Below are 12,938 nucleotides of genomic sequence, written 5' to 3' on the forward strand. Positions count from 1 at the left end.
CATATCAATTTTACCGTTAAATAATTAAAAAAGGAGTGATACATCATGGAATTTATTGCATTAGAAAATGAAATAGTTAAACTAAAGCCTTTAGAGTTAAATGATTTATCGGGGATACTAGAGGCGGCGAGTTATCCAGAAATATGGCCACATATGTCCACAACGATTGAAAAAATCGTGGATGTGAATAACTTTGTGGAAAATGCTTTATTAATGAGGCGTAATAAAACAGAATTTCCTTTTGTTATTGTGGATAAAAAGACGGGAGAGATCATAGGGTCTACACGTTTTATGGATATAGATGATACACATCAGCGGGTTGAAATAGGAACAACATGGCTGACACCAGCCTACTGGCGTACCGCTATTAATACAAATTGTAAATACCTATTATTACAATACTGTTTTGAAATCCTTCTTTTACAGCGAGTTCAAATCAAAACTGATCATGAAAATATTCAATCTCAGAAAGCTATTGAGCGTATAGGAGCGACAAAGGAAGGTGTATTACGGAATCATATGATTCGTAAAGATGGAACCACTCGCCATACAGTCATGTATAGTATGACGTTAGAGGAGTGGCCGCAGGTGAAAATTCACTTAAATCAATTATTAGGCGAATCTAATTAATATTTGGGTTTTAATGGATTTTTATTGGCCGCTAAGACTTTTTTTTCTATTAAAAAGTGTCAAAAAATAAGGGGAAGGGTAGAGTACTTAAAAATTGAAAGAGGGTAATCTACTTGAAACCAAAATACACGCTAAGACAAATCTATGGTGAGAATGCAGTTTATACACCAAGAACGCCGTTTAGTGATAATCCATGGATGATGGACGATCCTCATAAACTGGATGCCCTAACCTCTAGAGAAGTAGCAATTGCTGATATTCCTGTATTAGTGCACCGAGCTACCCAAACTGAAAAAGCTCAGGAACTACATCGATTAACAGGTTTACCATGGGTCGAACAGCCTTTTAGTTATGACACACAGGAGGAGTATTTAGCTCATATTCGTTCTTGGTGTGAAGACGACAAAACGATTGTTTGTCAATATATACATGACTTGGATCATATGGACCGTCAATGCTATTGGATGGATGCCGAGAAATTTAATGAATTGAATTCAAAAGCATATATTGATCATTTAATCGATAGCAAATTTGTTCCGAGTCGTTTAAATGTTGAAACCTATAGGCTCTCAGATGCCATCAAAAATTGGCAACCGCCTGTGGTCCTTAAGCCGGGCGATGATTCCCCAACCTCTGGAGGATATGGAGTCATCATTTGCCATAATAAAGAGGAACTGACGGAAGGTCTGCGGCAATTCCGAATGACTGGAACGGAGAGCATAATTATTGAGGAGTTATTACAGACAAAGGACAATTATAGCTGTCAATTTGTCTACTCCGAGGAGCTAGGTATTCAATATTTAGGAGCCTCTCAACAAATTACCGATGAAAACGGTATTTATCACGGTAATATAATAGTAGATGAAGTTCCTGAAAAGGTCATCGAAGTAGGAAGACATATTATGGAGCAAGGCGTTGCAGAAGGATTCGTTGGTGTGGCAGGGTTTGATTTAATTGTCACAGAGGCTGGTGATGTTCAGGCTATTGATTTGAATTTCCGCCAAAATGGCTCCACCTCTATGCTAATGTTTCATGATACTTTAGGTAAGCCTATCAATAAATTTGCCTCCTATGTTGCACAAAGTCCACAGGAAAATGAAGTTTTCTTTCAAACCATTAAGAAGTTTGTTGAACAGAAAATATTATTTCCGTTATCATTTTATGACGGGGATTATTTCGATGAACCTGTTCCCTCTAGATTCGTTGGAATATGGTATGCCGATCAACTTAGCGAGATTGAAAAACTTGAGCAGGAACTATTATAGTAAAAAAAGAATGGTCATTAATCGACCATTCTTTTTTTATAAATAAATGCAGCGAGAAACCAAGAAAGTAGAGACCATACAACTATCGTAATCATAGGAATGAATACATCTGACATTGAATATTTACCTTCTAATGCTTCTGCTAACAGTAATAATTGTGAGCTTGGTAACCATTCTGCAATCTTTAGGATTGGATAAGTAGAAGCAAAATTTAGGGCGATTGGGCCAAAAGAGAAAATTATGATAACCGGTAAAACAATGATGGAACCTTCCATAATAGACTTAGAAAATAGTCCACAAATCGTTCCAAGTGCAATATAAAATACAGTAGAAAGTACTAATGAAATCGCTAAAATGAGTAGGTTAGATGGTTTATATCCGACAATAAAAATAGACATAGCTACCACGATCATCGTTACGATAAGAACAAATAAGCTTTTACCAATTAATATATCTCCTAGTGAGGCAGGGGAGAGCATCAGGCTGCGTAATGTATTTTTCTCCTTCTCCTCCGCAATTAAACAGCATTGTATATAAGCCGTTACCATTGAAAATGTCATATTAATAGGTAAGAGATAAGCGTTGATAGAGGATGCACCGGATTGGTTATATAAAAATGCCAAAATTATCGGTAAGAGTACCATCGAAGATACAGCATAGTTACGTGAAAATTCCTTATAATCTTTCATTAATATAGCTTGAATTCTTGTCATTGAAATATTCATACTAAATCACTCCCTGTTATTTGCATAAAAATATCGCCTAATGTTGGTTCATTTGTATGGATTCGAGTAACGACATTGGCTTTCATCCATTGATACAGCTTCTCAGCATCTTGAGCGCCGTTTTGAATAACTTCTTGTGTACCATCTGTAAGCTCAACAGTCAGAGAATCGGTGCCAAATTCCTGCTTCAAGTCGCTTGGAGCACCAATTGCTCGAATTTTCCCTTTATGCAGAAAAGCAACTCGGTCACAAAGTATTTCGGCTTCGCTCATGTCATGTGTTGTTAAAAATATCGTTGTCCCCATGGCATTCAGTTTTCGTAAACCATTATAGATATGTTCTGTATTTACAGGATCAAGGGCAGAAGTAGGCTCATCTAAAAATAATAATTCGGGCTTATGCATAATAGCTCTAGCCAGTGTAACCCGCTGTATCATTCCCTTTGATAGCTGACTAATCTTCTTTTTACGATCAGCATATAAGTTCACAAAATCAAGAGCTTCTTTAACGGCAGTGACTGACAGCTCATATAACTTACTATAGAGTAATAAATTCTCCTCAATAGATAACCTAGTATACAAACCACTATTATCTGTTAATATGCCAAAACGTTTACGATTTTGACTTTGTTTCATGTCAGCTGCTGGCTGTCCAAATAATAGAACATTTCCAGCCGTTTTTTCAGTTTGCGCAGTCAATATTTTAATAGTAGTTGTTTTTCCAGAGCCACTCGGACCAAGGAAACCAAATATTTCTCCTTTTTGTATAGTAAAGGAAACATCTTGTAGGGCGGTTTCTTTATTAAAGATTTTTTTCAAATGCTGTACATCAATTACTGCGTTCATGTGTAAGCCTCCTGTTTGTTGTTGATGTCTAAACTATAAACAACAAGTGAAAGGTTCACAGCAAAAATTAGATGAGAGGCGGAAAAAAGACCATCAACGAAACAATATGGAAGGTGACAGGAGTCGTTTATTTCCTGGGAAATCTACTAAATTCCGAGTATTTCCTTTAAATCTGCTAGTTTATTTTTCGACAAAGGCACAATGGTTTTATCAGTACTGTTGAGTGCAAGGCTATAGCTATTGCGTGTCCATGTAATGATCTCTCGAACCTTTTGTAGGTTAACAATGTATGAACGGTGGCTTCTGAAAAAGCCGAATGGTGTCAGTTTTTGCTCTAGCTCATTCAGTGATAGTGTACATGGGTAGGCTTCACCTGCAACATTAACAGAAACGATACCTTCCACACTTTCAATATAATCAATCTCTGGTGGATTGAATAAAATGATCTTGTCATTTTTCTTTGTTGGAATTTTATCAATGCGAATCGGTGAATTTTCAAGTTGGGGAGGTGGTGTTTGCTCTAATTCTTCCGCTTTAACATCCAAGGTATGTAAGCCGGCCCCATCTAATCTATGTATAGCAGTACTTGCAATCATTAAGTCTTCTAGATTATTAGAAAGTAAAATGATGCTTTTTTGCCTTTTTGTGAGTGTTTTTAGTATTTGTTGGACATTTTGCTTGGAAAACTCATCGATATTTTGAAAGGGTTCTTCTAATACAAGAAGAGACACTTCCTGAAGATATGTACCCAATAGCTTTAATCGCTGTTTTTCACTAGTAGAAAGCTTACTAATTCGAATGTTTCTTTGATCAGTTAAGCTAAATATCTTTAATAAATCCTCAACCTCATTAGTTGGACGTTTGAATAATTTTAAATAAAAACGTATATGCTCACGAACAGTAAGGCGTTCATAGAGTGCACTTTCGCGGAAATATGTAAATGTATGATCTCGTTTCATAAACCATTGCATTAAAGTATGTATTTTAGAAACATCCGTGTAGATGCCGATAATCATGCCGGGTTGTAAGGATATAGGAAAGCTCGGATATATCACATTACCTCCCTCAATATAAGGGTCAACCAAAATATCTATATGTTGTTCCATTGTTTGTTCCTCCTAATGTTGTTCTACTCGTAAAAAGTTTAAGATTTTTGCGTGTGCTTGCATGTAGCTAGTTGGACAAAAATTGGAATTATAAGTATCTATAAAACCGTGATATCCTTGATATTGCTCCATTTGAACATTGGATTTATGTCTGAGTTCCTGTTTTAATGCATTCACATCAAAGCTACTTTCATAGCTAGGTAAAATGACCAAAGTTGGACATGATGGTTGGACATCTAAGAATTGTCGTATTCGTGAGCCATAAACACAAATAACTCGATGTAAGGGAAGAGTTGATAATCTCCAGGCTAATGTGGCACCTACACTATATCCAATTAGCACTACTTCATCATATTTTTCACATGCCTTTAGTAGTTTTTTGGATAACATCTCAAGAGGTGCGTCAAAGCCGACTGTATGTAAGAAATAATCATAAGCTTGTTGTGCCTGTTTGTATGAAAAGGATTTTCCTTCTGGATAAAGTGAAACACAGCAAACGGAGGTATACTCGTCAAGGTAGGATTGGGCTTGTTCTTTGATAAATTGATTGATGCCGTATATTTCATGTAATATAAATATTTTTCTTTTCATGACGACCTCTTTTCGCTTTTTCCAATAGTGTAACAAAAACTAACGTTTACGTATATTTTAGTAATTAATGGATTGGGTTTTTTTATTTTACTAGAATAGTTTATATTTAGGTTAGATGGGGAAAAGTGTTGAAAATAAAGGGCCACACAATTTAGATATATCTAATATGTGTGGTCCTTTATTTAGTTTCTTATTCAACTAATGTGCCCGATTGTTGAATATTGTTTCATCTAAATCCCCAGCAATTAAAGTATAGGATTGAGAAAAATAAAGATTTACAACATCTCTATATGCAGTTTTTTATTCAGATAATACCCCCTACAACGTTTTCTGCAAAGTATCGAAAAGTCTTATTGTGGCTATCTTTATATACCTTTGTATAAAAAGCTGTATAACCAATATCCAAAGAAAAAGCCAAGAAACGTTTGTTTTTCAGCGTTTCTTAGCCCTTTGCGTCTGCCCAACTTTGATTTGGGAACGTTATTAAGATTTAGTTTGTATATATTATAATCTCTGAAACTTAATGATTTCTGATAACAAAACATATAAATTTTTAACGATTTTCCGTTGTTATTTGTTCAAGTGTTTTCCATACAACAATTTTTTCAACTTCTTCTCCGTCACTATCAAATTTAATTTTCAACCTCCGTGCTTTATCTGCTTTTACATCACCCAGCGAAAGTTTTATCACAATTTTTCCTTCACCATTAATTTCTAAACCGTTTATATTTTTTAACTCCCTATCATATGTTTCGCCGTGTATACCAGTTCTCCTTAATGGGTCTGCTCCAAAAATCTCATACTTTATACCATCTTCTTCGTATGTAGTAAGCGGGTCTGGATAATCTTTAACGAATTCAATCGATTTTAACGTTATCGGTGAATCACCCGTCCATTGAATTGGTACTACCACATGATAAGTTTCTTTTTTCCAATCAGTACCGAATTGCCCTAATAAAAATTCACCGTCCACCTCCTTGACCTGCTCGCTACACCCGCCTAATAAAACTAAACAGAATAGGACACTTAAATACTTTAGAAATCCCTTCATATAAACACTTCCTTTGAAAATATTCTACCACAGCAAACTATATTCCATGCTTTAAATGAGTATCTATCCCAGCAGATTGCAGACTAAAACCGTTATCAAAAGTCGACGCTACTGGTAGTTTTTAATATTATTAAAATTGACTTATTATGTATTTATTGTATCATAAAATCCATAATAGGTAAAAATTAAACTATTATAAGGTAAGCACTAAGCAAGGGAAATTGCGGTTCACAACAGTAGTAAATCATAATTTAGGAGGAAAAAATGAAAAAGTCAAAATCTCTTTTCTCATTAGCAGCAGTATTATTAATTGGTGGATTGTTCAGTTTTACAGAAATAGCAAGTGCATCTGAAACAGATTCTTTTAAAGAAGAGGTGGGTGACCTTTTCGTTAAAATCCCTTATGCAAAAAGTGAAGTTTATGTTCAAGAAGTAGAAACTAATGACCCGAGTATTGAACAAATAAATGTCTATGACAAAGATACTAATGAATTGATTACTGAAATTTCTGTTCAAGAAGTAGAAACTAATGAATCGATTACTGAAATTTCTGCTCAAGGAAAACTTTCTTCGGCTAGAAATTATGTTCAAAGAGAAGTTTCACAATCGACTGGTACAGGTTATGGTAAAGCATACTTAAAGGCTCGATTAGAAATTTATTCATCGCAATCTTTCCGTGAAATCAAAGGAATTCAAGGAACTTGGTGGGAAATAGGTAGTTCAAATTCATATATCGAACAACAGAATTCAAATGGCATATCTACAACAGGCAAATTCCCAACAACTCAAGTAAACATAAGCGGAGCTACAACTCTTGCTGCTGAAACTACTCAAGGTATGAAAGTAGGGTTCGAGAAGGCTGGTTTCAGTGTATCAGGGGGCATCGACGGCAAATGGTATGCTCGTAAAAACATAAATTTATCGTATGAGTATTCACTTTATTAAAATGAAAAAATCATTTTAAGTTTAAATTTTCTCGAAAACAATTTAGCAAATAGCTTTATTTGTACAGCCAGTTCACGGTATTTTACCGGAATTGGCTGTTTAATTTTGTTTAAGAGGAAAATTCATCTTTCATTCTCGCATTTTATACCATCTTCTTCGTATGTAGTAAGCGGGTCTGGATAATCTTTAACGAATTCAATCGATTTTAGCGTTATCGGTGAATCACCTGTCCATCGAATTGGTGCTACCAAATAAAAGGTTTCTTTTTTCCAATCAGTACCGAATTGCCCTAATAAAAATTCACCGTCCACCTCCTTGACCTGCTCGCTACACCCCCCTAATAAAACTAAACAGAATAGGACACTTAAATACTTTAGAAATCCCTTCATATAAACACTTCCTTTGAAAATATTCTACCACAGCAAACTATATTCCATGCTTTAAATGAGTATCTATCCCAGCAGATTGCAGACTAATCCCGTTATCAAAAATCGACGCTACTGGTAGTTTTTAATATTATTAAAATTGACTTATTATGGATTTTATGTATAATAAAATCCATAATAGGTAAAAAATTAAACTATTATAAGGTAAGCACTAAGCAAGGGAAATTGCGGTTCACAACTGTAGTAAATCATAATTTAGGAGGAAAAAATGAAAAAGTCAAAATCTCTTTTCTCATTAGCAGCAGTACTATTAATTGGTGGATTGTTCAGTTTTACAGAAACAGCAAGTGCATCTGAAACAGATTCTTTTAAAGAAGAGGTGGGTGACCTTTTCGTTAAAATCCCTTATGCAAAAAGTGAAGTTTATGTTCAAGAAGTAGAAACTAATGACCCGAGTATTGAACAAATAAATGTCTATGACAAAGATACTAATGAATTGATTACTGAAATTTCTGTTCAAGAAGTAGAAACTAATGAATCGATTACTGAAATTTCTGCTCAAGGAAAACTTTCTTCGGCTAGAAATTATGTTCAAAGAGAAGTTTCACAATCGACTGGTACAGGTTATGGTAAAGCATACTTAAAGGCTCGATTAGAAATTTATTCATCGCAATCTTTCCGTGAAATCAAAGGAATTCAAGGAACTTGGTGGGAAATAGGTAGTTCATTTTCAAATATCGAACAACAAAATTCAAATGGCATTTCTACAACAGGCAAATTCCCAACAACTCAAGTAAACATAAGCGGAGCTACAACTCTTGCTGCTGAAACTACTCAAGATATGACAGCAGGGTTCGAGAAGGCTGGTTTCAGTATATCAGGGGGCTTCGGCAGCAAATACTATGCTCGTAAAAACATAAATTTATCGTATGAGTATTCACTTTATTAAAATGAAAAAATCATTTTAAGTTTAAATTTTCTCGAAAACAATCTAACAAATAGCTTTATTTGTACAGCCAGTTCACGGTATTTTACCGGAATTGGCTGTTTAATTTTGTTTAAGAGGAAAATTCATCTTTCATTCTCGCTACTTCTTTTATTTGCGTTGTTCCCATTTCGTCCCCCTAAAAGTTATATACGGGATAGCACCGTCAAAACACATATTTTATACGTAAAGACTGAAACACTAGATATATCATGTATTTGATTGCATTTAACAAAAAAGGATATCTACTGTATATTTTAGTATCTTGATTTTGGTATGAATTTTGGTTATCCCTTAGCGTATAATATCCGCGTTTTGTCCGCTGATCCTCTTCAGTATCAAGGGCTTTCAAACAGTAACCTTCCCAAAGCGTCGTTTGGTACGTGTCATATAAAAATGTTATTCAATAATATGGCCCGATTGTTGAACACAAGTTAAACAACACTCTTAAACTAACCTGCACCGTTAGTCTCAACAGAAAAAGGGCTCTATCTCTTATTGGAGCAAAGCTCGTATAGCTAAGGAGGAGCCTGCTGCTAGGACAGCTATTACTTTATACTTCATACATATTAAAACTAGCAATTAATGTTAGTTTGAGAGTGCATGGTCGATGGAATTACGATATAAAAATGATTTAAATAATAGTAAGAATTGACAAAATAGCTTTGAAAAGGGGAAGTTTTACTTGATAATGATTATCATTATCGTATAATAGGGGAGGAAGGAAATAATAAGCATTTTTATAAGATGAAAAGTATACAGTAGGGGTTGTAGTTCAGCTGATGCCGCAGCCCAATTGTTGAGATAGGAAATAAACATAAACGAAAGGTGTGTTAAGTATTGTTTGAACAAGAATTGTATGATGTAACGATCATTGGTGGAGGACCAGCAGGGTTATATTCTAGCTTTTATTGTGGCTTACGTGAAATGAAGACGAAGCTAATTGAATCTCAGTCGCAGCTTGGGGGAAAAATCCACGTTTACCCAGAGAAAATGATTTGGGACATTGGGGGCGTTACGCCAATTTCAGGTGGCCAACTCATTAAGCAGTTAGTAGAGCAAGCCTTAACATTTAATCCTTCTATTTATACAGATGAAAAGGTATTATCAATTGCTAAAAACGAAGAGGGTATTTTCGTTATTACAGCCGAGTCTGGGAATATTCACTATTCAAGAACGGTCATAGTTGCTATTGGTGGTGGCATCCTTAATCCTCAAAAAATAGAGATTGAGGGAGCTGAACGATTTGAGGTATCTAATTTAAACTATACTATCAAATCCTATGAAAAATTTAAAAATAAAGCGGTCATTATTTCTGGTGGCGGTAATACAGCTGTAGATTGGGCACTAGAGTTAATGGAAGTGGCGTCAAAGGTCTATTTAACGTATCGAAAAGATCAATTGTCTGCACATGAGGCTCAAATTACGGAGCTTACGAATAGTGCGATTGAATGCCATTATAATTCTGAAATTACAAAATTAATTGCAGATGATCAAGAAGGAATGATTAAAGCAATTGCTTTAACAAACCATGAAACAGGTACTGTGACGGAAATTCCTATCGATGAAGTTGTCATCAGTCATGGCTATGTACGTGATAAGGAACTTTTAGATAATAGTCCATTAGCAATTGAACGTAAAAACGACTATTTCATAGCTGGTACTATAAATAGTGAATCATCTATTCCGGGTCTTTATGCGGCAGGAGATATTTTGCACCATGATGGCAAAATCCATTTAATTGCAGCAGCTTTTCATGATGCATTGCACGCAGTGAATAGTGCGAAGAAGTATATTCAGCCAGATGCTTCTGATGGCGGTATTGTATCCTCACATAATGATATTTTCAAACAACGTAATCGCAAGCTATTACAGGAAAGCTTAAAATAATCAATCTTAGGAGCACTCATGCATTTTAGGTGTTCCTTTCTTGTTGTTTTAAAACATGCTATAGGAAGGGAGCTATTCAGTATAAATACGCAAGAAATTATAGAATTCTATACAATGGCACCTTTAACATTTACGTCTGTCACTACTGATCAGATTTCTTCTGAAACGGTTGCTGAGACTAGCGAGACAAAGGAAAATGTAGCTAGACTTATCTTCCCAATCAATGGGATAGGTGACGTTAAAATAGAAGGCACTAATTATCACATAAAAAAAGGACGAATCCTCCATGTTGGTCCCAATTTCCCCAGTCGATTCTTAGCTGTTAATGAGGCCAAATTAGAATATGTAGTCATTTACTTTCACCTATCTGATGAAGAACAGGCGAAACTTCCTCTTTATAATAGTCATTTTCCTTTACAGGTTGTAGAGCACATGAAATTAATGAACATAGTGCAGCAATTAATCGCAACAAATCAAAAGGGTAGTCATTTATCATTTCTTCAATCCAAAGTACTCTTTTTAAATATTTTAGAGGAAATAATTTTATTGATGAAGGTGAAAGATTATCAAAACATAGCATCCATTTTGACGTATATACAAGAAAATTTTACAAAGAATATTACTGTGAGCGATATAGCTAATGAATGTAATTGGGACCGTAGAAAATTGAGCTATGTATTTGAAAAAAGAATGGGTGTCAGTCCCCATGTTTATTTAACTGATTTACGTATTCAAAAATCCAAAATGCTATTAAGGTCATCTGATTTTTCTATAAAGGAAATAGTTGATCGAGTAGGTTATACGGATTATTTTTATTTTAGTCGTGTTTTTAAAAAGGTGACAGGTTTATCACCTAGTATTTTCCGCAAACAGATGAATTAACAAACACTCGATGAAAAAATTACATTCATTGGGTGTTTTTTGTATAGATCGAACATAGCTTTCTCTTTTTTGGACAACCTAAGGAGAAATACTGACATGGTGGGGTGATGATCATGAAAATAGAGAGGTCGTCAGAATGGGAAGAAGGCTTTATCAATCGCGTCAATGATCTTGAACAATGGCATAGCTGGACATTATATAAGATGAACTATGATATTGTCAAAATGAAATTAATCCCTGATTTCAAAGGTCTACAAGCTACAAAGTATTTACCAAATTTAAAACCTCTTGCACATCAGCTAGAAGCAGCTGAAACAGTCATTGAACGCATGAATGGAAAAGCCATTTTAGCAGATGAAGTAGGTCTTGGTAAAACAATTGAAGCGGGTTTGATTTTAAAGGAATATCTGTTAAGGGGCCTTGTGAAGAAGGCATTAATATTAGCGCCAGCTTCCCTTATTAATCAATGGATTGAAGAGTTAAATTTAAAATTTCATATACCTGCTATTGCTTATAAAAAAAATTGTCCAATAGAGCGCTATGACGTCATTATCATGAGTATGGATACGGCGAAAAAGAGCCCTCATAGGGAGCGTATTTATGAACAGGATTACGATATGATTATTATTGACGAGGCCCATAAATTAAAAAATAATAAAACACAAATTTATGAGTTCGTCCAAGGATTAAAGAAAAAGTTTTGCTTATTATTAACTGCCACTCCTATACAAAATGATGTTTTCGAATTATATTATTTAATTTCCTTATTAAAACCAGGACATCTGGGGAACTATGATACCTTCCAATCGGCCTTTTCAGCCAGTAAGCATCATCTAGAACATGATGATTATTTGAAAGAATTGGTCAATCAGGTGATGGTGAGAAATCGAAGAGAAGATACAGGTATTGAATGGACCAATCGTTGCGTTCAAATTGTGCCGATTACCTTTACGGAAGAAGAAAGAGAAGTTTACGATCTCCTTGGCTCACTTGAAAACAAAGGATCTTTTGCATTAATTACTTTGCAGAAGGAAATGTGCAGTAGCAAGGAAGCAACAGCATTAACATTAACAAATATGCTGAAGGAGCATGGACAATCACAAGAAATGGAAGCCATTTTAGCCAAACTAATGGCGTTAGAAGTGAATTCTAAAGCAGAAAAGACGATTGAGATTATTGAACAGGCGAAGGATAAGGTTATTATTTTTACAGAATACCGTGCAACTCAAATCTACTTACAATGGTATTTACATTCCAAAGGTATTACAAGTGTATTGTTTAACGGTAAATTTAATAAAAGTAAACGAGATTATATGAAGCATTTATTCAAAGAAAGAGCACAAGTACTCATTGCCACAGAGGCTGGTGGAGAGGGAATAAATCTTCAATTTTGTCATCATGTCATCAATTATGATTTACCATGGAATCCTATGAAGCTAGAGCAACGAATTGGTCGTGTCCATCGTTTGGGGCAGGAGCATGATGTTCACATATATAATCTTGCTATTGAAAATACCATTGAAGAAAAAATCTTAGAATTACTTCATACCAAAATCGATGTGTTTGAAAAAGTGGTTGGTGATTTAGATGCCATTTTAACAAACTTAAAAAAATCAGTATGAGGTAAGGAGGGAAAC

At 34.9% G+C, this 12,938-nt stretch carries 13 protein-coding genes; 7 read left to right on the forward strand and 6 right to left on the reverse strand.

The features are described from left to right. The first annotated feature begins 45 nt into the window (after window positions 1–45). On the forward strand, window positions 46–630 hold the full coding sequence (locus AC1Q6O_RS00290; RefSeq protein ID WP_342550697.1) for a GNAT family N-acetyltransferase: 585 nt from the start codon (window positions 46–48) through the stop codon (window positions 628–630). Between the two features lie 113 nt (window positions 631–743). After that, window positions 744–1,895 carry an L-aspartate--L-methionine ligase LdmS gene (ldmS, locus tag AC1Q6O_RS00295; protein WP_342550698.1) on the forward strand — a complete coding sequence of 384 codons (1,152 nt, stop codon included), beginning with the start codon at window positions 744–746 and terminating at the stop codon, window positions 1,893–1,895. A 17-nt stretch (window positions 1,896–1,912) separates the two neighbouring features. Here the strand turns inward: ldmS and AC1Q6O_RS00300 are convergent, their stop codons facing one another. The 5 genes from AC1Q6O_RS00300 to AC1Q6O_RS00320 all read right to left on the reverse strand — a co-directional run bounded on the left by AC1Q6O_RS00300 (window position 1,913) and on the right by AC1Q6O_RS00320 (window position 6,213). Continuing rightward, complete coding sequence (locus tag AC1Q6O_RS00300; RefSeq protein WP_008176318.1) at window positions 1,913–2,620, reverse strand: ABC transporter permease; 708 nt, start codon at window positions 2,618–2,620, stop codon at window positions 1,913–1,915. Next, complete coding sequence (locus AC1Q6O_RS00305; RefSeq protein WP_008176316.1) at window positions 2,617–3,465, reverse strand: ABC transporter ATP-binding protein; 849 nt, start codon at window positions 3,463–3,465, stop codon at window positions 2,617–2,619. Before AC1Q6O_RS00305 ends, AC1Q6O_RS00300 begins: the two co-directional genes overlap by 4 nt. A 146-nt stretch (window positions 3,466–3,611) precedes the next feature. After that, on the reverse strand, window positions 3,612–4,571 hold the full coding sequence (locus AC1Q6O_RS00310; protein ID WP_427071431.1) for a LytTR family transcriptional regulator DNA-binding domain-containing protein: 960 nt from the start codon (window positions 4,569–4,571) through the stop codon (window positions 3,612–3,614). Window positions 4,572–4,583: 12 nt separating this feature from the next. Continuing rightward, window positions 4,584–5,162, reverse strand: coding sequence for a dienelactone hydrolase family protein (locus AC1Q6O_RS00315; RefSeq protein WP_342550700.1), 579 nt, complete (start codon window positions 5,160–5,162; stop codon window positions 4,584–4,586). 553 nt (window positions 5,163–5,715) lie between these two features. Continuing rightward, entirely contained in the window at window positions 5,716–6,213 is a 498-nt protein-coding gene (locus AC1Q6O_RS00320; RefSeq protein WP_036227100.1) for a hypothetical protein, read from the reverse strand. A 264-nt stretch (window positions 6,214–6,477) separates the two neighbouring features. Between AC1Q6O_RS00320 and AC1Q6O_RS00325 the strand changes: the two genes are divergently transcribed. Further along, window positions 6,478–7,158, forward strand: a complete 681-nt coding sequence (locus AC1Q6O_RS00325) for a hypothetical protein (RefSeq protein ID WP_342531648.1) — start codon at window positions 6,478–6,480, stop codon at window positions 7,156–7,158. Between the two features lie 122 nt (window positions 7,159–7,280). On the opposite strand, the gene AC1Q6O_RS00330 is transcribed toward AC1Q6O_RS00325, so the two are convergent. Then, window positions 7,281–7,547, reverse strand: a complete 267-nt coding sequence (locus AC1Q6O_RS00330) for a hypothetical protein (RefSeq protein ID WP_492400858.1) — start codon at window positions 7,545–7,547, stop codon at window positions 7,281–7,283. A gap of 265 nt (window positions 7,548–7,812) precedes the next feature. Here AC1Q6O_RS00330 and AC1Q6O_RS00335 point away from each other — a divergent pair, with 265 nt between their 5' ends. The 4 genes from AC1Q6O_RS00335 to AC1Q6O_RS00350 all read left to right on the forward strand — a co-directional run bounded on the left by AC1Q6O_RS00335 (window position 7,813) and on the right by AC1Q6O_RS00350 (window position 12,923). Further along, a complete protein-coding gene (locus AC1Q6O_RS00335) occupies window positions 7,813–8,493 on the forward strand; it encodes a hypothetical protein (RefSeq protein ID WP_342531652.1) in 681 nt (226 codons plus the stop codon). 876 nt (window positions 8,494–9,369) lie between these two features. Continuing rightward, complete coding sequence (locus tag AC1Q6O_RS00340) at window positions 9,370–10,419, forward strand: NAD(P)/FAD-dependent oxidoreductase (protein ID WP_008176306.1); 1,050 nt, start codon at window positions 9,370–9,372, stop codon at window positions 10,417–10,419. 114 nt (window positions 10,420–10,533) lie between these two features. Further along, the gene (locus AC1Q6O_RS00345) at window positions 10,534–11,301 is read left to right on the forward strand and encodes a helix-turn-helix domain-containing protein (protein ID WP_427071433.1); all 768 of its coding nucleotides are present in this window, start codon (window positions 10,534–10,536) and stop codon (window positions 11,299–11,301) included. 107 nt (window positions 11,302–11,408) lie between these two features. Further along, window positions 11,409–12,923: a DEAD/DEAH box helicase gene (locus AC1Q6O_RS00350; protein ID WP_008176302.1), complete on the forward strand. Its 1,515-nt coding sequence runs from the start codon at window positions 11,409–11,411 to the stop codon at window positions 12,921–12,923. Window positions 12,924–12,938: the final 15 nt, after the last annotated feature.

Source organism: Lysinibacillus sp. GW823-FHT06C08 (genome assembly GCF_058795135.1).